Origin of the sequence: Blastococcus sp. CCUG 61487, from assembly GCF_005222955.1 — a bacterium.
Classification (GTDB): Bacteria; Actinomycetota; Actinomycetes; order Mycobacteriales; family Geodermatophilaceae; genus Blastococcus.
On sequence record NZ_LWUA01000052.1, the window covers coordinates 1 to 23218 of the forward strand.

General features: G+C 75.2%; 21 protein-coding genes. 11 read left to right on the top strand and 10 right to left on the bottom strand.

Annotation, left to right across the window (positions count from 1 at the left end; translation table 11 throughout):
• Window positions 1–5 precede the first annotated feature (5 nt).
• The 3 genes from A6V29_RS04785 to A6V29_RS04795 form a co-directional block, all read right to left on the bottom strand.
• Window positions 6–260 carry a dodecin gene (locus A6V29_RS04785; RefSeq protein ID WP_249933020.1) on the bottom strand — a complete coding sequence of 85 codons (255 nt, stop codon included), beginning with the start codon at window positions 258–260 and terminating at the stop codon, window positions 6–8.
• Window positions 261–264: 4 nt separating this feature from the next.
• A complete protein-coding gene (locus tag A6V29_RS04790) occupies window positions 265–1659 on the bottom strand; it encodes an MFS transporter (RefSeq protein WP_137159243.1) in 1395 nt (464 codons plus the stop codon).
• A gap of 83 nt (window positions 1660–1742) precedes the next feature.
• Complete coding sequence (locus A6V29_RS04795) at window positions 1743–2822, bottom strand: NADH:flavin oxidoreductase (RefSeq protein ID WP_137159244.1); 1080 nt, start codon at window positions 2820–2822, stop codon at window positions 1743–1745.
• A 229-nt stretch (window positions 2823–3051) separates the two neighbouring features.
• Between A6V29_RS04795 and A6V29_RS04800 the strand changes: the two genes are divergently transcribed.
• The 3 genes from A6V29_RS04800 (at window position 3052) to A6V29_RS04810 (ending at window position 7465) form a co-directional block, all read left to right on the top strand.
• Window positions 3052–3858, top strand: a complete 807-nt coding sequence (locus A6V29_RS04800; RefSeq protein WP_137159245.1) for an ABC transporter ATP-binding protein — start codon at window positions 3052–3054, stop codon at window positions 3856–3858.
• 1 nt (window position 3859) lies between these two features.
• A complete protein-coding gene (locus tag A6V29_RS04805; RefSeq protein ID WP_137159246.1) occupies window positions 3860–6403 on the top strand; it encodes an ABC transporter permease in 2544 nt (847 codons plus the stop codon).
• Between the two features lie 75 nt (window positions 6404–6478).
• On the top strand, window positions 6479–7465 hold the full coding sequence (locus A6V29_RS04810; RefSeq protein ID WP_137159247.1) for a rod shape-determining protein: 987 nt from the start codon (window positions 6479–6481) through the stop codon (window positions 7463–7465).
• Window positions 7466–7468: 3 nt separating this feature from the next.
• Here the strand turns inward: A6V29_RS04810 and A6V29_RS04815 are convergent, their stop codons facing one another.
• The 3 genes from A6V29_RS04815 to A6V29_RS04825 all read right to left on the bottom strand — a co-directional run bounded on the left by A6V29_RS04815 (window position 7469) and on the right by A6V29_RS04825 (window position 12314).
• Window positions 7469–10420 (bottom strand): FtsW/RodA/SpoVE family cell cycle protein, encoded by a 2952-nt coding sequence (locus A6V29_RS04815; protein ID WP_137159248.1) that lies wholly within the window; start codon window positions 10418–10420, stop codon window positions 7469–7471.
• 21 nt (window positions 10421–10441) lie between these two features.
• Window positions 10442–11587: a hypothetical protein gene (locus A6V29_RS04820; protein WP_137159249.1), complete on the bottom strand. Its 1146-nt coding sequence runs from the start codon at window positions 11585–11587 to the stop codon at window positions 10442–10444.
• Between the two features lie 115 nt (window positions 11588–11702).
• Window positions 11703–12314, bottom strand: a complete 612-nt coding sequence (locus tag A6V29_RS04825; RefSeq protein ID WP_137159250.1) for a hypothetical protein — start codon at window positions 12312–12314, stop codon at window positions 11703–11705.
• A gap of 274 nt (window positions 12315–12588) precedes the next feature.
• Here A6V29_RS04825 and A6V29_RS04830 point away from each other — a divergent pair, with 274 nt between their 5' ends.
• The 3 genes from A6V29_RS04830 (at window position 12589) to A6V29_RS04840 (ending at window position 16292) form a co-directional block, all read left to right on the top strand.
• On the top strand, window positions 12589–15009 hold the full coding sequence (locus tag A6V29_RS04830) for a phosphatase PAP2 family protein (protein WP_137159251.1): 2421 nt from the start codon (window positions 12589–12591) through the stop codon (window positions 15007–15009).
• 5 nt (window positions 15010–15014) lie between these two features.
• Window positions 15015–15674, top strand: coding sequence for a phosphatase PAP2 family protein (locus A6V29_RS04835; RefSeq protein ID WP_137159275.1), 660 nt, complete (start codon window positions 15015–15017; stop codon window positions 15672–15674).
• 153 nt (window positions 15675–15827) lie between these two features.
• The gene (locus tag A6V29_RS04840; RefSeq protein WP_249933022.1) at window positions 15828–16292 is read left to right on the top strand and encodes a nuclear transport factor 2 family protein; all 465 of its coding nucleotides are present in this window, start codon (window positions 15828–15830) and stop codon (window positions 16290–16292) included.
• Window positions 16293–16307: 15 nt separating this feature from the next.
• Here the strand turns inward: A6V29_RS04840 and A6V29_RS04845 are convergent, their stop codons facing one another.
• Window positions 16308–17582: an L-lactate MFS transporter gene (locus A6V29_RS04845; RefSeq protein WP_137159253.1), complete on the bottom strand. Its 1275-nt coding sequence runs from the start codon at window positions 17580–17582 to the stop codon at window positions 16308–16310.
• A 317-nt stretch (window positions 17583–17899) separates the two neighbouring features.
• Here A6V29_RS04845 and A6V29_RS04850 point away from each other — a divergent pair, with 317 nt between their 5' ends.
• The 4 genes from A6V29_RS04850 (at window position 17900) to A6V29_RS20610 (ending at window position 19909) form a co-directional block, all read left to right on the top strand.
• Entirely contained in the window at window positions 17900–18793 is an 894-nt protein-coding gene (locus tag A6V29_RS04850; RefSeq protein ID WP_137159254.1) for a universal stress protein, read from the top strand.
• A 42-nt stretch (window positions 18794–18835) separates the two neighbouring features.
• The gene (locus tag A6V29_RS04855) at window positions 18836–19309 is read left to right on the top strand and encodes a universal stress protein (protein ID WP_137159255.1); all 474 of its coding nucleotides are present in this window, start codon (window positions 18836–18838) and stop codon (window positions 19307–19309) included.
• An 89-nt stretch (window positions 19310–19398) separates the two neighbouring features.
• On the top strand, window positions 19399–19695 hold the full coding sequence (locus tag A6V29_RS04860; RefSeq protein WP_137159256.1) for a hypothetical protein: 297 nt from the start codon (window positions 19399–19401) through the stop codon (window positions 19693–19695).
• A 43-nt stretch (window positions 19696–19738) separates the two neighbouring features.
• Window positions 19739–19909: a hypothetical protein gene (locus tag A6V29_RS20610; protein WP_170977692.1), complete on the top strand. Its 171-nt coding sequence runs from the start codon at window positions 19739–19741 to the stop codon at window positions 19907–19909.
• A 1-nt stretch (window position 19910) separates the two neighbouring features.
• Here the strand turns inward: A6V29_RS20610 and A6V29_RS04865 are convergent, their stop codons facing one another.
• From A6V29_RS04865 to A6V29_RS04875, 3 genes are all read right to left on the bottom strand, one after another.
• Window positions 19911–21119, bottom strand: a complete 1209-nt coding sequence (locus A6V29_RS04865; RefSeq protein ID WP_137159257.1) for a CaiB/BaiF CoA transferase family protein — start codon at window positions 21117–21119, stop codon at window positions 19911–19913.
• Between the two features lie 38 nt (window positions 21120–21157).
• On the bottom strand, window positions 21158–22066 hold the full coding sequence (locus A6V29_RS04870; protein WP_137159258.1) for a dioxygenase family protein: 909 nt from the start codon (window positions 22064–22066) through the stop codon (window positions 21158–21160).
• Between the two features lie 64 nt (window positions 22067–22130).
• Window positions 22131–22787: a histidine phosphatase family protein gene (locus A6V29_RS04875; RefSeq protein WP_137159259.1), complete on the bottom strand. Its 657-nt coding sequence runs from the start codon at window positions 22785–22787 to the stop codon at window positions 22131–22133.
• Window positions 22788–22984: 197 nt separating this feature from the next.
• Here A6V29_RS04875 and A6V29_RS21875 point away from each other — a divergent pair, with 197 nt between their 5' ends.
• Window positions 22985–23116, top strand: a complete 132-nt coding sequence (locus A6V29_RS21875) for a hypothetical protein (RefSeq protein ID WP_283956338.1) — start codon at window positions 22985–22987, stop codon at window positions 23114–23116.
• The last annotated feature ends 102 nt before the right edge of the window (window positions 23117–23218 follow it).

Here is a 23218-nt window from a genome sequence, read left to right on the forward strand (position 1 = left end):
CCCCATTAGTCCTCGACGCGGAAGCCGATCTTCATCACCACCTGGACGTGCGCGACGTCGCCGTCGGCGACCTGGCCGCGGACCTGCTGCACCTCGAACCACTCGATGTTGCGGACCGTCTGGGCCGCCTTGCGGATGCCGGTGCGGATCGCGTCGTCGACGCTGGTCGGGCTGCTGCCCACGATCTCGCTGAGCCGGTAGACGTGGTTGGACACGAGCGCCTCCTCGATGGACCTGGCGCGCCGCCGGCAGGCGGCCACCCGGTCATCGTGGCGGCTCGCGCCCGTCGCCGGTAGTCGGCGGTGCCGGCGGGGAGTTGTGCGCGTCGCGGATCAGCATCGCCATCGGGATGCTGAGCGCGACGCAGGCGGCGGTCAGCAGGTACACGAGGACGAACGGACCCGGCGTCGTGGCGTCCCCGGCGAGCGCGGTGAACAGCCCGATCCCGACCACCGAGCCGATCTGGGTCGCCGTCTGCTGCAGCGACGTGGCCAGCCCGAAGTCGCGCTCGTCGACCGCGTGCCCCATGGCCGAGAGCAGCCCCGGCTGGGCGTGGCCGAAGGCCCACCCCGACAGCGGCAGGGCGATCGCGATGGCGACGATCGAGACCGTCGCCGCCCCCACCGACATCGACGCCATGACCACGGTCAGCGCGGTCGCGGCGACCACGACCATCCGCCGCTCCCCGAAGCGCTGACCCCACCGCGAGGCGGTGGGCGCCGCGGCCACGATGAAGGTCGCGCGGGGGACGCTGAGCAGCGAGGTGAGCCCGGCGGACAGCCCCATCACCGACTGCATGAGCAACGGGGTGAGCACGAAGTTGCCCATCCAGCCGGCCCCGAGGAAGAAGCTGCCGACCATCACCACCCGGGTGTTCCTCGACGACAGCACCCGCAGCGGCAGCAGCGGCGAGGCCGACCGCCGCTCGATCCGGACCAGCGCCCAGAGCGCGAACGGCGCGACGGCGAGGCAGGCCAGCGGCAGCGGCGACCAGCCCCACACCCCGAGCCGGTTGATGCCGAACGTCACCGACAGGGTGAGCACCGCCAGCGCGAGCGCCCCGGGGAGGTCGAGCGGGACGCGCACCCGGTCCCGGGGATCGGCGGGCAGGACGGGCAGGGCCGCGAGGAGCGCGGCGGCGCAGACGGCGGCCTGGACGACGAAGATGACCCGCCACCCGACGAGGTCGACCAGCGGCCCGCCGACCACCACCCCGACCACCGCGGCACCGGCGAGCGTGGCCGACGCCAGGGAGGAGACGCGCACCCGCTGCGCGGGCGGGTGCGCGCGGAACAGCATGGCGAACGAGCTCGGCACCGTGGCGGCCGCGCCGAGCTGGGAGATCGTGCGCGCGGTGATCAGGCTGCCCGCGTTCCACGCCACCGCCGTCATGACCGCGAAGAGCCCAGCGACGAGCATGCCGGCCAGGAACAGCCGGCGGTGCCCGCGGATGTCCCCGAGCCGGCCGAGCAGCGGCGTGCTCACGGCCGCGGCCAGCAGCGGGGCCGTGGTCACCCACAGCACCGTCGACGGCGCGGAGTCCAGGTCGAGCGCGATCGGCTGGACGGCGATCGTGAGGATCGTCGCCGGGAAGGTCGTGGCGAACATCCCGGCCAGGCAGGCCACCAGGACCCACCGGCGGCGCCGCGGGTCGAGCACCTCGGGCGCGCCCGCCTCCGGATCCGCCGGGCCCGGGCTCGCGCCCCCCGGGGCCCGGCGCCGGAGGAGCGGGACGCGGCGCCTCAGGACGCGTCCGCCACGAACCCGCGCCAGTTGCGCATGTACTCGACGAACACCGGCGACAGCCCCTCGCCGGCCAGGTGGGCGGGGTCGACAGGGGTCGGCACCGGCACGAAGGCGACGTCGTCGCGCACCCGTGCGGGGAAGTCGTGGTGCAGGATCGCCGCCCGGCCCAGCATCACGAAGTCGGCACCGCGCTCGAGCGTCTCGACCGCCTGCCGGCCGGTGCGCACCTTGCCCGCGACGCCGAGCCGGGTGGTCCCCCTGTCCAGGTCGGTGAACCAGTCCATCAGCGGCCGGCTCTGGTACTCCTCGTCCACCGGCTGCTTGGCGACGTCCCACAGCGACATGTCGAGGTAGTCGAGGTCGTCCCTGCGCAGCAGCTCCGCGGCGACGTCGCGGATCTCACCGAGGCGGAGGCCGAACCGCTCGGGCGAGAGCCGGACGCCGACCTGGAAGTCCGCGCCGCACCGCTCGCGGACCGCGTCGAGCACCTCGAACAGCAGCCGGGCGCGGTTCTCCAGCGAACCCCCGTAGCCGTCGGTCCGCCGGTTGGCCTCCGGCGACAGGAACTGGGCGAGCACGTACCCGTGCGCGCCGTGCAGTTCCACGCCGTCGAACCCGGCGCGCTCGGCCCGCTGGGCGGCGACGGCGAAGTCCTCGACCAGCCGAGCGACCTCGTCACCGGTCATCGCCCGCGCACCGGTGGCCTCGTCCTCGGACGGGCCCACCGGCTGCCCGACCAGTTCGCGCGGCGACCGGACCCCCGCGTGGTGCAGCTGCAGCGAGGCGAGCGAGCCGGCGTCCTTGACCGCGGCCGCGAGCCGGGTCAGCCCGGGCAGGTGCTCGTCGGAGAAGACGCCGAGCTGACCGGGGAAGCCCTGCCCGCCGGCCTGCACGTGCGCCGCGCAGGTCATCGTCAGCCCGTGCCCGCCGCGGGCCCGGAGCGCCAGCCAGTGCAGCTCCTCGTCGGAGAGCGTCCCGTCGGGGTGGCTCTGCGTGTTGGTCAGGGGGGCGAGCCACAGCCGGTTGGGCGCGGCCGGGCCGTGGGCCAGCGTCAGGGGCGCGAAGAGGTCGGACACCCGCTCGACATTACGGCGGGCCGCCACGGCTCCCCGACACCCCGCGGGGCGGCGGGGCGGACGGGGTGCCACCCGGGTGCCGGCGATCACGGCGCGTCGCCGGAAAACATCTGTCGAGCCTGCCCCGGTAGTCCCTAGCCTCCAGTGCGCAGGCGACCAGTTCTCATCCGACCAGTGCCCATCCGACCAGCGCCCATCCGATCAGCGCTCATCCGACCCTGGAGTTCCGGTGTCCTCCCTCCCCAGCCCGAACGGCCCCTCCCCCAGCGATCCGGCGGCCCGTGCGCGATCGCTCACCAAGGTGTACGGGGAGGGCGACACCCGGGTCGTGGCGCTGGACGGGGTGGACGTGGACTTCGGCCGCGGCCGGTTCACCGCGATCATGGGGCCGTCCGGCTCGGGCAAGTCGACGCTGATGCACTGCATGGCCGGGCTGGACTCGGTGACGCAGGGGCAGGCCTACATCGGCGACGTGGAGCTGACCACGCTCGACGACAAGGCGCTCACCGTGCTCCGGCGGGACCGGATCGGCTTCGTCTTCCAGGCCTACAACCTGCTGCCCACGCTGACCGCGCTGGAGAACATCACGCTGCCGATGGATATCGCCGGCCGCAAGCCCGACAAGCAGTGGCTCCAGCACGTCATCGACACCGTGGGCCTCGGGGACCGCCTCAACCACCGCCCCGGCGAGCTGTCCGGCGGGCAGCAGCAGCGGGTCGCGTGCGCCCGCGCGCTGGCCAGCCGTCCGGAGATCGTCTTCGCCGACGAGCCGACCGGGAACCTCGACTCCCGCAGCGGCGCCGACGTCCTGGACTTCCTCCGCCGCTCCGTGAGCGAGATGGGCCAGACGATCGTCATGGTGACCCACGACCCCTCGGCGGCCAGCTACTCCGACCGGGTCCTCTTCCTCGCCGACGGTCGGATCGTGGACGAGATGCACGAACCGACCGCCGACCGGGTGCTGGAGCGGATGAAGGCGTTCGACCGGACGGGCACCGACGTGGCCGGCGACGGGACGCGGGCAGGGGCGCGCTGACGTGTGGCGGACCACCTGGCGCAACCTGCTGGCGCACAAGCTGCGGCTGGCCCTGTCCGGGCTGGCGATCGTCCTCGGCGTGGCGTTCGTCGTCGGGACGCTGATCTTCACCGACACGCTCAGCAAGACCTTCAACGACCTGTTCGAGAGCACGTCGGCCGACGTCAACGTCACGCGGGCCACGGCCTTCGACCAGGGGCTGGCCGGCACCGGGGTCGGCGGCACCGCCACCTACGTCCCGGCTGATCTGGTCGACCGGATCGCCGACGTCGAGGGCGTGTCCGCCGTCGAGGGGTACGTCCAGGCCGAGGGCGTCTACATCATCGAGGACGACGGCGAGGTGCTGGACACCGGCGGGGCGCCGGGGCTCGGCATCAGCTGGGACACCGAGGAGTCGCTCTCCCCCCTCACGCTCATCGACGGGCGGGCGGCCACCGGGCCCGGCGAGGTCATGCTCGACACGAACGCCGTCGAGAAGACGGGCTACCAGGTGGGCGACACCGTCACACTCCTCACCCCGGGCCCCCGCATCGAGGCCGAACTCGTCGGCACCTTCAGGTTCGGCGAGGAGGGCGGCCTGGCCGGCGCCACGCTCACGGCGTTCGACACGGCCACGGCCCAGGAGCTGCTCACCGAACCTGGACAGTTCACGGCCATCGGCGTCGGCGCGGCAGAGGGGGTCGACCCGGGGGAACTGGCCGACCGGGTGGCCGCGGTGGTCGGTGACGACTACGAGGTGCGGACAGCGACCGAGCAGGCCGAGACCCTGGCCTCGGACTTCTCCGAGGCGCTGTCGTTCTTCAACATCTTCCTGCTGGTCTTCGCCGGGATCGCGCTGTTCGTCGGCACGTTCATCATCCTCAACACCTTCTCGATGCTGGTGGCCCAGCGGACCCAGGAGCTGGCGCTGCTGCGGGCCCTCGGCGCGAGCCGGGGCCAGGTGACCCGCTCGGTGCTGGGCGAGGCGCTGGCGGTGGGCATCGTCGGGGCGACGGCGGGGCTCGCCGCCGGCTACGGCATCGCCGCCGGGCTGCGCGCGCTGTTCGGCTCCTTCGGCCTGACCCTGGACGGCGAGCTCGTCTTCGCGCTGGACACGGTGCTCTGGGCGTACGTCGTCGGCGTCCTGGTGACGCTCGTCGCCGCGTACGTCCCAGCCCGGCGGGCCGCGCAGATGCCGCCGGTGGCCGCCATGCGCGACGACGTCGTCACCCAGCAGAAGGGGCTGCGCCGGCGCACCGCGGTCGGGATCGTGCTGACCCTCGCCGGCGGTGCGGCCCTGGTCGGCGGTTCCCTCTCCGACGACGGCAGCACGGCCGCCTCGCTCGTCGGGCTCGGCGCGCTCCTGCTCATCCTCGGCGCCACGGCGCTGAGCCCGGTGCTGGCGCGCCCGTTCCTCCAGGGGGTCGGGACGCTGCTCCCCCGGATCTGGGGCACGACCGGCCGGCTGGCCCGGGAGAACGCCGTCCGGAACCCGCGGCGCACCGCCGCCACGGCGTCGGCGCTCATGATCGGCCTGGCGCTGGTGAGCGCGTTCAGCGTCATCGGCGCCTCGACCAACGCCAGCATCGACAAGCTGATCGCGGGCTCGGTGCGCGCGGACTTCGTCGTCTCCAGCGCCGTCGGCCAGCCGTTCAGCCCCGACGTCGCGACCCAGCTCGCCGACGTCGACGACGTCGAGTCGGTCATGCAGCTGCGCTGGGGCCAGGCGCAACTGGACGGCCAGACCACCTTCCTCACCGCCGTCGACCCCGCCGGCCTGGACCGCAGCATCGACCTCACGTGGGTCGACGGCTCCGCCGAGGGTCTCGACGGGACCGGGGTGATCGTGGACGTGGCGACCGCCGACGGCCGGGGGTGGGAGGTGGGCGACACGGTCGACGTGCTCACCCTTGACGGCCGCGAGCAGGAGCTCACCGTCTCCGGCATCTACGAGTCCAACCAGGTCATCGGCTCCACCGTCGTCTCCCTGGACACCCTCGCCGGCGTCGGGGGAGTCCCGCTGGACCGTTTCCTGTTCGTGGGCGTCGCCGACGGCGCGGCCACGGCCGACGTGCGGTCCGACCTGGACGAGGTGCTCGCGGCGTACCCCATCGTCGAGCTCAAGGACCAGACGGAGTTCTCCGACGAGCAGAAGGGTCAGGTCGACCAGCTGCTGCTGCTCATCAACGCCATGCTGGTGCTCTCGGTGATCATCGCGGCGCTGGGGATCGTCAACACGCTCGCCATGTCGGTGATCGAGCGCACCCGGGAGATCGGGCTGCTGCGCGCGGTCGGGCTGAGCAGGGCGCAGCTGCGCCGGATGGTGCGGCTCGAGGCGGTGGTGATCTCGATCTACGGCGCGGTGCTGGGCCTGGTGCTCGGCACGCTGTTCGGCGTCGCGCTCGCCAGGGCGCTGGAGTCACAGGGCATCACCGACGTGGTCGTGCCGCTCGGGCGGATGCTGGTGTTCCTCGTCGTGGCGGCGATCATCGGCGTGCTCGCCGCGGTCGGGCCGGCGCGCAGGGCGGCGAAGCTCAAGGTCCTCGACGCCATCGCGCACGCCTGACCGGCGTACCGCGACGCGGAGCCTGGACCGGCGTCCCTGCCCGCTCCACAATGGGTCGCCCGTCAGGAGGCCCGCATGGATCTCGGCATCGACCTGGGTACCGCCAGCACGGTGGTGAGCGACGTCCGCCGCGGCATCGTGTTCGACGAGCCGAGCGTCCTGCTGCTGCGGGACGGTGGCGGCCGCCGTCCCCGCCTGCTGGCCGTGGGCCGGGAGGCGGCCGACCTGCTCGGTCGCTCCCCAGCCCGGTACACCGCCGCCCGCCCGGTGCACGACGGCGTCGTCACCGACCTGGAGACCGCCCGGCTCTACCTGCGGGCCGTGCTGGCCCGCGCGGGCCGGCACGTCTGGAGCCCGACCCGCGCCGTGCTCGGGGTGCCCGCCGACGCCACCGCGCTCGAGACCCGGGCCCTGGTCGAGGCGGCGGAAGAGGCGAACATCCGCCCGGTGACGGCGCTGGACGACGCCGTCGCGGGGGCCGTCGGCTGCGGCCTGGACCCGCTCGACCGGCGGGTGCACATGGTCGTCGACGTCGGCGGCGGGAAGTCCGACGCGGTGGCGTTCTGCTACGGCGGCGTCCTCACCCAGCGGACCAGCAAGCTGGGCGGCGACGAGATGACCGTCGCCGTCGCGCGCTACCTGCGCGAGGAGCACTCGCTGCTCGTCGGCGAACTGGAGGCCGAGCGGGTGAAGACCTGTCCGACGCCGGACGAGAGCGAGCCGCTCGTGGTGCACGGGCGGGACGGCGCCTCCGGCCGTCCGCGCCTGGTCACCCTGCAGGCGACCGAGGTCGCCACCGCGGTGCGGCCGGTCGTCACCGAGATCGTCCGGGCGCTGTCGGGCACCCTCGACGACCTGCCGCCGCAGGCGCTCGCCGACGTGCTGGCCGAGGGCGTGCTGCTGTTCGGCGGGGGATCCCTGGTCCACGGGCTCCCCGGTCTGCTGGAGCGCGAGCTCGGGCTGCCGGTCAAGCTGGCCGAGGAGCCGCTGACCTGCGTGGCCGAGGGCGCCGCCCGCGCGCTCCGCAACCGCCCGCTGCTCTCGGCGTACCGCCGGAACTGACGGTCAGGGGCCGGGCACGGGGCCGGTGGCCAGGATCCCGTCCCGGTGGGCGTAGAAGTGGTGCAGGGCGTCGTCCACGACGGCGGTGGCGCTGTTGGCCCCCCTGCCGGGGCCCTGCACCAGGGCGGTCATCACGATCTCCGGTGCGTCCATCGGTGCGACGGCCGACATCCAGTTGTCGTACTCGTCGGCGCGCAGCCCGCCGTCCTGCGCCGTCCCGGTCTTGGCCCCGGCGGGGACGGGGAGGTCGGCGAGCCGGCCGGCGGTCCCGGCCGTGACGGCCGCCCGCATGCCGGCGCGCACCGGCCCCAGGTCGGCGGTGAACGGCAGCGGCCGCGGGGGTGGCGCGAGCAGGCCGGTGTGACCGCCCGGTCCCGTGCCGACCGCCAGGCCCAGCCGCGGGGTGACCAGCTGTCCCGTCGCGACGGCCGCGGTCCACAGCGCGTTCTGCAGCGGGGTGACCTGCAGGTCTCCCTGTCCGATGCCCAGGATGACCGTGGACCCGCCGTACCAGGCCCGCCCCTCGGCCTCGGCGGCCTGCGGCGTGCCGATGCGGCCGGCGGACTCGCCGGGGAGGTCGATGCCGGTCCGGGCCGCCACGCCGAGCGCGCGGGCGGTGTCGATGAGCCGGTCGGCGCCGAGCGCGACGGCGAGCTTGTAGAAGTAGACGTCGTTCGAGACGGCGATCGACTCCACCAGGTCCATCGGTCCCATGGGGCGCCAGTTGCCGAACGAGTGCCCGCCGTAGAGGAAGGCGGCCCCGGTCGGGATGACCTGGTCCGGCGCGTAGATCCCGTGGACCTGGTTCGCCGCGGCCGTCACGAGCTTGAAGGTGGAGCCGGGCGGCGCGACGGCCTGGGTGACGTGCTCGAGCATGGGCGATCCGGGCGCGCCGGCCAGGGCCCGCAGGGCGGCGCCGTCCACGGGTGGGCCGTAGACGTTGTTGTCGAACGACGGCGCGCTGACCAGGGCGAGGACCTGACCCGACCGGGGGTCCATCGCGACGGCGGCACCGATCTTCCCGGCCGGCCTGGGCTGCGCGGCCAGGGCGACGGCCAGGCCGGTGGCGAGCCGGCGTTGCAGGCCCAGGTCGAGCGAGAGGCGCAGGTCGGCCCCGCGCACCGGCGGGTGGTGCTCGCCGAGCGCCACCGGGACGCCCCGTGGGTCGACGTACAGGCACTGCCGCCCGTTGATGCCGCGCAGGACGGCGTCGTACTGCTGCTCGATCCCGGCGCGGCCGACGACCTCGCCGTTCGGCAGCCCCGGCCAGCGCTCCTCGTCCTCGGGCGTCGCGACGCCGACGAAGCCGAGCGCCGGCCCGAGCAGCGCGCCCTCCGGGTAGGTGCGGCGCGGCTCGGGGACCACGACGACGCCGGGGATGCCGGCCGCGGTGACCGCCTCGGAGAACGCGCGCGGGAGATCGGCCACCGGCAGGGCGAGCGTGGTCTCCTCCGCGGCCGCCAGCTGGGCGTGCAGGTCCGGGGCCGGCCGGCCGGTGAGCTGGGCCAGCCGGTCGACGTCGGCGGGCCGGGTGCGCAGCAGCGCGGGCACGACGAGCACCCGGTCGACGCCGGCACCCAGCTCCGCGGCGTCCACGGCCAGCGGGACGTCGTGCCGGTCGGTGATCTGCCCCCGGGGCGCCGGCAGCCGGAAGCACCGGGTCATCTGCTGGTCGCCGACGGCTTCGAGGGCCTCCCCCTGCGTCTCCTGCAGCCGCCAGCCGTAGACCCCGAAGGACACCAGCAGCGCCGACAGCCCGGCGGCGACGAGCCGGACCAGTCGTGGCCGCGGATTCCGCCGAGCCGGCGGCGCCCAGAGCCGGCGGCGCGCCCCGTCCCGGCGGACGGCCAGCACCACGCCCAGCGCGGCCAGGTGCACGACCAGTGCGGTGCCGCCGTAGCTCAGCAGCGGGAAGGGGACCCCGGCCAGCGGGAGCAGCCCGAGGTTGGCGCCCACCGAGACGACCGTCTCGACCCCGAGGAGGAGCGCCAGCCCGCCGGCGACCAGCGCCCCGTGCGGCGTGCGGGAGGCCCGGCTGGCCATCGCAAGGCGCCACACGAGCAGCAGCGCGGCGAGCACCACGCCCGCACCGGCGACCAGCCCCCATTGCCCGACCAGGCTGGCCAGCGCGAGGTCGGTGTCCCGCTCGGGCAGGTACTGCGCCCGCAGGAGCCGCAACGGGTCCTCGGTGCGGCCGAACAGCCCGCCGGAGCCGAGCGCGATGTGTGCCTGCCGGAGCGCCCAGCCCGAGCCGGTCGGCGACTCGTGGGCGCCGACCAGGAAGGTGCCCAGCCGCTCCACCTGGTAGGGCCGCAGCAGGCTGATGAGCAGGGGCGCGGAGACGGCCGCCGCCGCGCCGAGGGGCAGCAGGAAGCGGGCGGGGATCCGGCCGAGGAGCAGCATGCCGGCGGCCAGGACCGTCAGCAGCAGCGTCGTGCTGAGGTCCGGCTGCATGAGGGTGAGCCCGATGGGGACGACGGCGAGCAGCAGGGCGAGCCAGAACCGCTGCCACGCCGGCCGACCGGAACCCAGCACGGCGGCGAGCACCAGCAGCATGCCGAGCTTGGCGAGCTCGGAGGGCTGGAAGGTCAGCGGGCCGACGGCGAACCAGCGCGTGGCCCCGTTCGCGGACAGGCCGGCGGCGAGGACGCCCACGAGGAGCAGGACGGCTCCTCCGTAGGCGAGCCAGGCGAGGACGCCGAGGTAGCGGACGCGCACCCGCCAGAAGGCCACCAGTGCCAGCACTCCCCCACCGGCGATGAGCGCCTGGCGGGCGGCCAGCTCGGAGGCGCCGATCAGGTGGAGGTTGGCGACCCCGAGCCCGACGAGCGCGACGGCGGCGACCACCGCGAGCAGGTCGAAGACGGCCGCCCGCCGGTTCCGGCGCTGCTCACGCGTGCGCCGGCGCAGTCCGGACCGTCTCGTCCGGGGTCGTCCCGGGGCCTCGCGCGCCATCTCCCCTCCCTCGCCGGTCGGTCACCCGGTCGGCCCGGGCGGCGAGCAGGTCCCCGTCGTCACCGGCGCGGAGGCGGCCACCGCGGGGGCGTCGGTCACGGCGAACACCGCGGCGGCCGCGACGGCCGGGAGCTGGACGAGGCCGACGACGGTCCCCGAGTCGGCGTGCGGCGGCACGGTGACGCTCCCGCCCGGCGCCGTCGCCGCCTCGCCGGTGCACGCGTCCACGACGCGGTAGGACCACGTCACCTCCTGCGGGGCCGCCGCGGGCACGACCCGCACCAGCACGCGGACCGAGCACAGCGCTCCCGGCGTGCAGCGCGCCAGCGGCCGCAGGTCCACGCCGGTCACGGCGCCGGCCGCCGGGGGCGCCGGTGGCGGCGGCGGTGGGACCTCGCCGGCGACCTCTCCGCCGTCCTCGCCGCCGTCCTGCTCGCGGCCGGCGTCCAGGAGGAGATGCAGGTCGCGGGTGATGTCGTCCCCCAGCAGCGCGACCCCCGAGGCCACGACGGTCCCGAGGACGGCGATCGAGACGAGCCAGGCACCGACCCGGCGTCCCGCCGAGCGCCTCCGCCGGGCGGGAACCTCCTCCGTGGCCGTACGCGACGACAGCGTCCTGCCGCTCGCGGCGCGGGGCGCTCGCCCGGTCATCTCGCCGACGGCGCGCGCGAGCGCGCCGAGTTCGGCCCGGATCACCGGGCCGTCGAGCTCCGCGGCCGCCTCCTGCAGCCTCCTGGCGGCGACGGCGAGGCTGCCCGTCCCCAGGTCGAGGACGGCCCGGTCCAGGTGGGCCAGGTACCGCTCGGCATCGGCTGCGGCACCGGGCAGCCGGGCAGCGGCCGCCACGTCGCCGAGGACGGCGGCGACGGGGCGGCCGGAATCCGGGCGGCCGGACCGGGCCACCACCGTGCCCTCGCCGGTCACGACGGCGTCGATGACGACCTGCTCGATGCCGGCGTCGCCCACGGGGCGCCGCGCGGCAGCGGCCAGCACGCCGGCGCCCACCTCGAGCGCCTGGGCGGCCGAGAGACGGGCGAGGGCGAGCAGCCGGTCCAGCGCGACCCCGGAGGCGCTCGGCGACGGCCCACCGGCGGGCTGCTCCTCGCCCAGCGCCGGGAGCGGACCGTCCCGGAGATCGTCGGTCCGCGGGGTGGTCAGGTCCTCCATCGACCGTCACCCCCGCCGGCTGCCGCCCGGGCGTCCTCCCCCCATGACCCGAGAAGCAGATGCTGAGCCTCCCGGGGCGCGCTGTCACGGGGTTCGCGCGCGGTCCGGTCCCGCGTCAGGACGACGAGGTCCGGACGAAGCGTCCGTCGTGCAGCCGCCAGCGCACCGTGAAGGGGATCGACGGCCCGTCGGCGCGGGAGTCCTGCGGCCCGTACGCGAGCATCCGCGCGACGATCTCGCCGTCGTCCATCGCCAGGCCGTCGGGGTCGTACAGCGGTGGCAGGAGCGCGTCGCCCTGCAGCGTGCTCGAGCTCGGCAGGGTGCCCAGGGCACGTCCGGACGACGAGAGGACCACGACCTCCTGCAGGATGCCGTTCGAGGGTTGCGGCGAGCACTCGAGCAGCACCGCGGTCTCGGCGCCGCGCTCGCCGTCGACGTCCCCGTGGGCGGTGGAGACGACCGTGACCTCGTAGTGGTCGTAGTACGGCGGGCTGCTGCCGTCGGCGGGTACCCGGGCCCGACCGTCGACCACGGTCGCGCGGAACCCGTCCGGCGCGACGCCGTCGCACGTGACGGTGTAGGCGGTGTTGCGCCAATCCGTGTCCGCGGCGGGCGGCTCGCGTGCGCCGCCGTCGGAACCGCACCCGGTGAGGAGGACGGCGAGCAGGCCGGTGGTCGCGCCGCAGCGGCGCAGCCCCGATCCGCGGAGCTCGAGCGACAGGGACATCGGCGTCACCTCGCCTGCGACGCGTCGGACCGGAACGCCACCGTGCCGGGAACCGAAGGGTCCCACCGGCCGGGGTCCGGGGGCGGTCGGGCGGCGGGCGGGCGGCCTCGTGCGGGAGACGACGGGCGTGCCGGTTCGCGGACGAGCCGACCGAGCGCGGACGGTGACCGCACCGGCCCGCCGCACGACGGCAACCGATCCCATGGTGGCCGTGGCCGCCGGCGACGACACTGATCGGCGCCGGGTCTCCGTGGACCGGTGAGGAGCTGGTGACGTGGGTGTGACGGTTCCGCTGCAGCGCGGCGAGTCGGAGCTGGGCCCGGCCCTCGGCGGCGCGCGTCCCCGTGTCGAGCGCTACTCGATCGACCTGGTGCGGGTGCTGCTCGGCGCGGCGGTGCTCGGACTGGGCTTCCTGGTCGCCCAGCGCGGCGAGCTGCCGGTGTTCGAGCGGGACCTGTTCCAGCTGATCAACGGGCTCCCGGCCGGGGCGTTCCCGGTGGTCTGGGTGGTCATGCAGCTGGGCAACGTCGTCGCCGTCCCGGTGGTCGCGCTGGCCGCGCTCCTGACGCGGCGGGTCCGGCTGGCCCGGGACCTGCTCGTCTCCGGCGCGCTCGCCTACGTCGCCGCCGACCTGGTCAAGCACGTGGTGCGGCGGGAGCGCCCCGGCGGCTTCGCCGTCGAGGTGAACTTCCCCGAGGGACCTGTCACCGGGCTGGGCTTCATCTCCGGGCACACCGCGGTCGCCGCCGCCCTGGCCACGGCCGCCGTGCCGTACCTGTCCCGCCGTGCCCGCCGCGCGGTGTGGGTGCTCGCCTGGACCGTCGGGCTGGCGCGCATCTACGTCGGCGCCCACCTGCCGCTGGACGTCGTCGGGGGCGTCGCGGTGGGCTGGGCCATCGGCTCCCTGGTGCACTGGGTCTTCGGGGTGCCGCGGCCGCAGATCGCGCCCGCCCGGGTCGCGGGGATCCTCCAGCGCCTGGGGTTCGCGGTCCGCGACCTCCGCCCGGCCCCCGTCGCCGCCCGCAGCGCGCACCCCTTCGCGGGCACCGACGCCGAGGGACGACGGCTGTACGTCAAGTACCTGGAGCCGGACCGGTACGAGCGCGACTGGCTGTACCGGCTCTACCGGCTGCTGGCGGTCCGGGACGTCAAGGACGCCGACGCCGTGGCCCCCCTGGGCCAGCAGGCCGAGCACGAGGCGGTCGCGGCCATGACCGCGCGGGAGCGCGGGGTGCGCACGCCGCGCGTCCTCCTGGCCCGCGGGGGGAACCGGGACGCCGTCGTCGTGCAGGAGTTCGTCGCCGGCCGGCCGCTCGACCGGCTGCCGCCCGGTGCGCTGACACGGGACCTGCTCGACGCGACGTGGGAGCAGGTCGCGGTCTTGCGCCGCGCCCGCGTCGCGCACCACGACCTCGTGGCCGCCAACGTACTGGTGGACGACGCCGGCCGGCCGTGGATCGTCGACTTCGGCAACGCCCTCACCGGTGCCGACGACGACGCCCTGGCCCTCGACGTCGCCGAGTTGATGGCATCGCTGGCGCTCCTGACCGACGCCGCGCAGGTGGTGGCCGCCGCGGTCGAGCGGCTCGGCCGGGACGCGGTCGCGGTCGCGCTGCCCGCGCTGGCTCCGCTCGGCCTGTCCGCGGCGACCCGGGCGGGCCTGCGCGAGCACCCGGACCGGCTCGCGCTGCTGCGCGCCGAGGTGCGCCTCCGACTGGAGCTGCCCGATCCCGCCCGCCCGGAGTTCCCCCCCGCCGGGCTGCCCGCCCGGCTGTGCGTGACGGCCGGCTCGCTGCTCGCCCTCCTCGGCGTCCCGCTGCTGGCCGGGGTCGGCCCCCTGGTGGAGTCCGTCGAGCGCGGGGGCTGGCGCTGGCTGGGCGGCGCGGTCGCGCTCGCCGTCGTGGCCCGGGTGGCGGTGGCGGCCGCCGCGATGCAGACGGTGGAGCGCCGGATCGCCCTCGGCCGGACCGACGGCGCGCTGATGGTGGCTGACATCGCCTCCCTGCTGCACGGCCACGACGGCCGGCGGCGTGCCTCGGCCCGCTTCCTGGAGCGTGCCGGGGTGCTACCGGAGTCCGCGCGGGCCGCGTCGACCCGGTTCACCGCGGGGTCGGTCGTCGCCGCTGTCGTCGTCGCGCTGGTCACCTCCGTGTGGGCCCTGGTGGAGGCCCGGCTCACCGGCTGGCGGGTGCCGGAGGCGCTGCTGCGGACGGTCGCGCTCGGCCTGACCGCCTGGGCCCTCGTCCTCACCGGCCAGTGGCTGGCACGGTCGCGTGCCGGATCGGGGTCACGCGTGCCCCGCGCCGGCGTCGGTCCGGCGCTCCGCGAGTTCTGCACGCCGGGCGATGCCCCGGGCACGCGGTCGCGGCGGATCGCCCAGCTCGGTTGGGCGATCGTCGGCGTCTTCCTCGAGGCGTCGGTCCTGGCCGCCGCGCTGCACGGGGTGGGCGGGCGGGTTCCGCTGCTCGCCACCGCCGCGGTCTACGGCGTCCTGCACCTGCTGTGGTCGGTCGTGCCCGCGACCAGCGCTCCCGGTGCGGCTGAGGTCGCCCTGCTGCTGGGGCTCACCGCTCTGGGGGCGCCGCTGGCCGCCGCCTGCGCCGCCGTCCTGGTGTTCCGGGTGCTCACCTTCTGGCTGCCCGCGGCCATCGGCGCCGTGCTGACCACCAGGTTCGAGTACCGCTCCGGGCTGTGACGTCGATGTCCGGCCGCCGGCTGCTCGGGTCGCGCCGGCCGATCGACGTCGTCATCGCGGTGGGCGGTGCCGCGGTCACCGCGGCGTGCGCGATCGCCGTGTCCGGCGGCACGGTCGGCCGGCTCGAGCGCGGCGCGTTCGCGGCACTCAACGGCGCCGGCGAGGGGTGGCGCTGGCCGCTGTGGGGGTTCCAGCTGCAGGGCGTGCTGGCGATGCCGCTGCTGGTGGCCGCCGGAGCGCTGGCGCTGCGCCGCCCGCGGCTCGCGGCGGCCCTCGTGCTGCTGGTGCCGCTCAAGCTCGTCGTGGAGCGGGAGCTGCTCAAGGACCTGGTCCACCGGGAGCGCCCCGGGACGACGATCCCCGGCGCCGTGCTCCGCGACGTCCCGGCATCCGGCGACTCGTTCCCCTCCGGGCACGCGATCGTCGCGTTCGGCATCGCGGTCCTGCTGCTGCCGTACCTGACGCGCCGGTGGGCCGCCCTGGTGCTCGCCCTCGCCGTCCTCAACTCCGTCGCGCGGGTCTACCTCGGCGGCCATGCACCCCTGGACGTGATCGGCGGGGCGGGAGCGGGTGCGGCGATCGGCGCTCTCCTCACCCTCGTCCTCGGCGTGACGTCACCCCCGGAGCGCGGCAGGACGGGGGCCGGCCGGGTGCTGACGCGCTGACCTGGTGGCGCGATGCCGGCCGCCCGACCGGCGGAACGGCCCGCGACGGCCCGCGACGGCCCGCGACGGCCCGCGACGGCCGAGGCTGTGGGAGGTTGCCGGTGCCGCCGCGCGGACCGTCCGCTCGGCAGGCCCGGCCGAGAGGAGACCGACGTGTCACGCCCCCCGCTCCCGCCGTTCACCCGCGAGACCGCCGTCCAGAAGGTGCGGATGGCCGAGGACGCCTGGAACACCCGGGACCCCGAGAAGGTCGCCGGCGCCTACACGAGCGACTCCCGGTGGCGGAACCGCGCCGAGTTCCCGACCGGGCGCGAGGAGATCGTCGCCTTCCTGACCCGCAAGTGGGCCCGCGAACTCGACTACCGGCTGATCAAGGAGCTGTGGGCCACCGACGGCGACCGGATCGCGGTGCGCTTCGCCTACGAGTGGCACGACGACTCCGGCAACTGGTTCCGCTCCTACGGCAACGAGAACTGGGAGTTCGACGAGCACGGGCTGATGCGCCGCCGGCACGCCAGCATCAACGACCTGCGCATCGACGAGGCCGACCGGCTCTTCCACTGGCCGCAGGGCCCGCGCCCCGACGACCACCCGGGCCTGACCGACCTCGAGCTGTGAGCGGTCCGCCGCGGTTCAGCCGCGCGCCTGGGCCTCGCGGGTCCGGGACGGCACCTTGGTGATCAAGGTGAGCGCCACCGCGGCCAGCCCGATGATGCCCATCACCGTGTAGCCGAGGGTGTAGTTCTCGTCCCCGCCGATGAGGCTGGAGATGAGGATCGGGCCGAGCACCCCGCCCAGGCTCCAGCCGATCAGCATCAGGCCGTAGATCGCCCCGGCGTACTTCACCCCGAAGTAGTCGCCGGCCGTGGCCGGCATGGTGCCGAACCCGCCGCCGTAGCAGAGGTAGATCACCGCGGCGAGGACGAAGAACAGCGCCGCGTTCGAGGCGTGCGGCAGCAGCAGGAGGCAGGCGCCCTGCAGCCCGAGCATCGCGGCGAAGGCGGGCATCCGGCCGATGAAGTCCGACGCCGCCGCCCAGACGATCCGGCCGCCGCCGTTGAACACCGCGAGGACACCGACGACGGTGGCCGCTCCCGCTGCGGTGTACCCGGCGATGTCCTCGGCGCTGGCGGCTGCCTGCGAGATCAGCGCGATGCCGACGGCGACGTTGAGCGTGAGGATCGCGGTGAGCAGGTACCACTGCGGCGTCCGCAGGGCCTCGGCCTCGGTGTAGCTGTTGTCGGCCGCGGCGCCGCTGGAGTCGGTCACCGGCTCGTACCCGGGGACGACGTAGCCGGCGGGCGGGTTCTTGAAGAAGGACGCGCCGACCAGGGACATCACCAGGTAGGCGATGCCGAGCGGGAGGAACGCCGACGTCGGCTGGTCCGGGTCGTTGTCGATCAGCCACTGGGCCACCGGGGAGGTGAGCACCGCGCCGAAGCCGAAGCCCCCGACGGCCAGGCCGGTGATCAGCCCGCGCTTGTCGGGGAACCACTTGAGCAGCATCGCGATCGGCACGATGTAGGCGAAGCCGAGGCCGAACCCGCTGATGACTCCGTATCCGAGGACGATCAACCACAGCTGGTCGCCGCTGGTGGCGAAGGAGGCCAGGACGACGCCGACGGCGTAGACGATCCCGCCGACGAGGGCCACGATGCGCGGGCCGCGCTGGTCCTGGATCCGCCCGCCGAGGTAGCTGCCGATGAAGATCATCCCGATGGTGACCGTGAAGGGCAGCGAGGCCTCCACCGTGCTCAGCTGGAACTCCGGGGCGTCCTGCAGCGCCTTCGCGAAGACGCTCCACGCGTAGACCGCCCCGATGGAGAACTGGAGCAGCAGCGCGGCTGCGACCAGGACCCACCTGGTGGAGCCCGGAGTCGTCCGGGTGTCGTCCTGCGCCTGCGCCATCGTGTGTCCCTCCGCAGCAGCGTGCGCCGGCTGACCGGCGCCCGGGTCTGGCCTGGTACCGACCGCGCCCCCCGAACAGCGGCACGACGGCGTACCTCGGTCTGTGCCGGAGTATGGCGCGGGTCACAGCGCCCCGCACCCGCAACGGAACGGCAGCGGTACGGGATGCGCGGTACGGGATGCGGGGTGCCGATGGACCGTCCCGACCACGGGTAGGGCAGGCTCGGTCCTGACCGGCCGGAGCTCGCGGAGGCGCAGCTCACCGGCCCACGGCACGGGCGCCTCGAGCGGCGTCCCCGCACCGACGGAGGTAGGCGATGACGGAGTCCCGGACGTCCGCGGCCGGACGGGTGGTGGTCGGCGTCGACGGCTCGGAGTCGTCGCTGGGGGCCGCCGTGTACGCGGCGGGGGTGGCCCGACGTCGTGAGGTGGGGCTGCTGGTGGTGCACGCGACCCCGTGGCGGGGGGTCGACGACGCGCTGCCGATGACCGACCCGGACATTCGGGCCGAGTACGACGAGAGCGCCACGACGCTGGTGCGATCGGCGGCGGATACCGTGCGCGAGACGACCGGCCTCGACGACGTGACCGCCGAGGTGATCCAGGACCACCCGGTCGACGCGCTGGTCGCGCTCTCGGCCACGGCGTCGGTGCTGGTGATCGGCCGTCGCGGCCTGGGCGGGGTGCCCGGCCTCCTCCTCGGTTCCACCGCCGGCGCCGTGGTGCAGCGCTCGGACTGCCCCGTGATCGCGTTGCCTGACGAGCCCGCGGCCGACGACCTGGACCGCCGGCCGGTGGTCGTCGGGGTCGAGGGACGCGAGGGCGACGGGGAGGTGCTCGCCTTCGCCGTCACCGAGGCGCGGGCCCGCGGCACCGAGCTGGTCGCCGTCCACGCCTGGCGCGAGGTCGGCATGGAGGCCGCGCTGGGCGGCTTCGGCCCGTACGTGGACTGGACCACCGTCGAGGCGAAGGCGCAGCAGCTGCTGTCCGAGGCGGTCGCCCGCTGGGGCACCGAGGCAGCGGACGTGGTGATCAGGGAGACGGTGGCGCGCGACCGTGCCACGCCGGCCCTGCTCACCGCCTCCGAGACCGCCGGCGTGCTCGTCGTCGGGCACCGGCACCGCGGCCGGCTGGCCCGGCTGGGCTCGACCATGCACGGCGTGCTCCACCGGGCGTCCTGCCCGGTCGCCGTCGTCCCGCTGCAGCAGTGACGCCGTCCGTCGTACGCGTCCGTACCGAGGAGGAACCCGCCCGTGAGCACCGAGACCGCCGGCCCCACGCCCGAGCCCCAGCCCCAGCCCCAGCCCGGCAGCATCGTCGTGGGGGTGGACGGCTCCGCGCACTCCGCGCAGGCCCTGCTATGGGCCGTCGGCCAGGCGCGGCTCACCGGCCAGCAGGTGCAGGCCGTCACCACCTGGCAGGTGCCGGTGAGCTGGGGTGAGGCGGCTGCCGTCATCGGGACCGTCGACTGGGAGGAGGCCGCACGGGAGACGCTCGCGGCCACCGTCGCGGACGTCGTGCCCGCCGCGGACGCCGACCGGGTCGTGCAGCGGGTGCTGATGGGCCATCCCGCGCACACCCTGCTGGAGGTCGCCGACGGCGCCGCGCTGCTCGTCGTCGGCAGCCGGGGCCGCGGGGGCTTCGCCGGGCTGCTGCTGGGTTCGGTGAGCCAGCACGTCATCTCCAGCGCCACCTGCCCGGTCGTGGTGATCCGCGCCCAGGACTGAGGCCGCGCGGGCCGGAGCACTGGCGCGGGACGGGCCCGAGGCGGACCATCGGGGCACGGCACCAGCGCACCCTCCGAAGGAGGCCGATCATGTCGGCTCCGACCCCCCGCCGCTCCGCCGAGCGCGCCCCCTCCCCCGTCGAGATGACCCTCGCCGAGAAGCTCGCGTGCGAGTGGGAGGCCCGCCACGACGTCGTCGCCCGTGGGCGGGTGGGCGACGCCGCCCCGCTCCAGCACTACCTCTCCCATGCCCGCTGCGAGGACGCCCGGCGCGCGCCCACCCCGGCCCGATCCCCTGCCGCCCGGCGGCGGGACGAGGCACGCCTCGGTGAGATCTCCCCCGCCCTGCGGCACTGGCTGCGGTGGGGCGAGGACGCCGGGGCCTAGCGCCCGTGCTGCCGACGCCGACGGCCGCTGGTTGACTGGCGCCATGGTCTCGCCCCTGCCGGAACCGCACCGGGAGATCGACCCCGAGGAGCCGGTTCCCGACGACCCCGGTGAGCTGCTGCCCGGCTCCCCGGTGGAGCTCCCACCGCCCCCCATCGAGCCGACACCGGACGACCCGGGTGGCGACCCCGGCGGCGTGCCCGAGCCGGCCTGAGTCAGCGAGGGCCGGGCGGGTCCGCCTGCCGGGCCACGCCCCGGCGGATCGCGTCGCGCGCCGCCTCGGGCTCCAGGCCGGACTCCACCAGCAGGGCCAGCGTGTGCTGGCCGAGCGCGGGGACGTCGCCCATCGCGGCCTCGACGTCGGCGAACGTCGCCGGCGGGAGCAGCGCCTGGGCCGGCGCGTGCTCGGTGCCGACCGTCCGCCACCGCTCCCGGGCCTTCAACTGCGGGTGGTCGACCACCTGGGCGACGTCCTTGATCTGCGCGGCGGGGATGCCGGCGGCGGCCAGGCGGGCGTCGAGGTCGGCGGTCTTCCAGCGGGCCGTCCGCACCGTGACCTCGGCGTCGCACAGCTCCCGGTTCCGCACCCGCTGGACGTTGGTGGCGAACCGCGGGTCGTCGGCGAGTTCGGGCGCGCCGAGCACGTCGGTGACCAGGGTCCGCCAGCCGCTGTCGTTCTGGACGCCGATGAGGACCTGCCCGTCCTCGGTGGGATAGGCGTCGTACGGCGCGATCGCCGCGTGCCCCAGGCCCATCCGGGGTGGCTGGCTGCCGGTGTGCATCTGCGTGTACAGCGCATGCCCCAGCCACTCGACGGTGGCCTCGAGCATCGTCACCTCGACGGCCGCCCCCTCCCCCGTGCGCGCCCGGCGGACCAGGGCGGCCAGGACCGCCTGGGCGCAGTACATGCCCGACGCGATGTCCGCCGTCGGGATGCCGGTCTTCACCGGCGTCTCAGGGGTGCCGGTGATCGAGATGAGCCCGGACTCGGCCTGGATGAGCATGTCGTAGGACTTGCGGTCGGCCAGCGGGCCACCGGGACCGAAGCCGGACATGTCGACGACGACGAGCTCCGGGTGGTCCCGGCGCAGCTCCTCGGCGCCGAGCCCCAGCCGCGCCGCCGCTCCGGGCGCGAGGTTCTGCACGAAGACGTCGGCGGCGTCGACCAGCCGCCGGACGACGGCGCGGCCCTCCGCGGTCTTCAGGTCGACGGCGAGGGACTCCTTGCCCCGGTTGAGCCAGACGAAGTGCGCGCCGGTGCCGTGCACGACGTGGTCGTACTCGCGCGCGAAGTCGCCCCCGTCGACCTTCTCGACCTTGATGACGCGGGCACCGAGGTCGGCGAGGTTGCGGGTGGCCAGCGGCGCAGCCACCGCCTGCTCGAGGGCGACGACGGTGACGCCGTCCAGGGGGAGCGAGGACATGGGACGCAACGTAGCGACCCACGGTCCGGTGTCCGGCGTCAGGCCGCCTGCACCGAGCGGCGGGAGAAGCCGACGGAGTAGCCCTCGACGGTGGTGACCACCGGGGCGGTGGGGTCGGTGGCGGCGCCCAGCGTGACGAACAGCGGCGTGAAGTGCTCCACCGTCGGGTGCGCGTAGGGCATGCCCGGCGCCCGGGAGCGGAAGGAGGCCAGCTCGTCGACGTCGCCGCGGGCCAGCGCGTCGGCCGCCCAGGCGTCGAAGTCCGACGACCAGCCGGGCACCCGGTTCTCGGTGAACATCTCCCGGGTGAGGAACGGCAGCCCGTGGGTCATGTGGCCGGAGCCCACGACCAGCACGCCCTGCTCGCGCAGCGGACGCAGCCGCCGGCCGAGCGCCAGGAGGGCGTCGGGGTCGTCGGTGGGCAGGCTCAGCTGCAGCACCGGGATGTCCGCCGCCGGGTACATGATCTTCAACGGCACCCAGGCGCCGTGGTCCAGGCCGCGGCGGGTGTGCTCGTGCACGTCCGCGGTGTCGGGCATCAGGCCGGCCACCTGGCGGGCGAGGTCGCCGGCGTCGGGGGTGTCGTACCTGAACGTGTAGTACAGCGGGTCGAAGCCGCCGAAGTCGTAGACCAGCTCGTCGGGGCGGGCGGCGCTCAGCGACAGGGGCGCGGACTCCCAATGGGCCGACACGACCAGGATGGCCTTCGGCTTGGGCAGCTCCCGCGCCCAGTCGTGCAGCGGGGAGAGCCACTCGTCGTCCTCGAACGGCAACGGCCCGCCGCCGTGGGAGATGTAGAGAGTGGGCAGCGGCCCGTCGTCCGGCGTCCAGAGCCGGTGCGGCGCGGCGGCCTCGGCGGCCGCGGCACGTCGGAGGTGCTCCGCGAACGGGTGCCGGTCCGGGATGCGGGCGTCGGCGAGCGCGGTGGTGGAGGCGGGCGTGGTCATGCGGACTCCCTCGTCGGCGGCCGTCGCGCCGCCGGGCCTGGCGGTCGATCGGCACTCGCGAGGATCAAGTTACTTGATCGTTCAAGTATTCCGTCTGCTCGAGGTGCGCGGTCTCGTCCAGTGTCAGCACCGCCCGGTTGGCGAAGAAGTCGTCCTGCTCCAGGACGGTGATCCCGCCGCTGCGCGCCCGGAGGTTGACCAGCCCCGCCGCGTCCAAGGGCATCCCGATCCAGGCGGCGACGACGAACGTGAGCGCGAAGCCGTGGGTGACGACGACGTGGTGGGCGGCGGGGTCGGCCAGGATCTCCGCCACGGCGGCGTAGACGCGGGCCGCGAACTGCGCCTTGGTCTCGGCTCCCGCGATGCCCTCGTCGTGGTGCAGCCGGTCGCCGTCCGGCGGCGGGGGCACGAAGACCGCGTCGAGCTCCCCCTGCGGCCGCCCTTCGAGCACGCCGTAGGACTTCTCCCGCAGCGCGGGCAGCAGGGTGGGGCGCACCCCGAGCCGCGCGCCGACCACCTCGGCCGTCTGCGCGGCCCGGGCGAGGTCGGAGGTCCAGAGCCGGACGTCGGCGTCCGCGGGGACGTGCTGCCGCACGCGCGCGGCGATGGCGGCGGCCTGCCGGCGGCCGCGATCGGTGAGCTCGGAGTCGAACCAGCCGCCGACGAGGCCGGCGACGTGGTGGGTCGCCTCGGGATGGGTGACGACGACGATCCGGCGCACGCGCCCTCCTCCGCTCGGGGATCCGGTGCCGATGGGACCACGACGGGCGGACCCGCCGCGACCCCCGGGCGGAACCGGCTCCGACTGCCGACCACCGGCAAGGTCGGGCCACCTCAGGTCACCGGCCGACGCCGTGGTGGCCGCCGCCGCGCTCGTCCACCCTGGACGGGACCGCAGCACGAAGGAGGAGGCACTCGATGGGTGACAAGTCCCCCGGACGCTCGACGAAGAAGGCCGGGAAGTCGATCAAGGAGAAGCGCGCCGAGCGCCGGGCCCGCGCCAGCGGCTCCGGCTCGGTCGAGGAGCTGACGTCCCGCAAGAAGAGCTGACGAGCTCTCCCCGGCCCCCGCTGGACCCCGTTCTCCCGGGGTCGCGGGGGCCGGGTCGTCTCCGCACCCGGCAGGATCCGCGCACGGCCGACTTGACGCTGC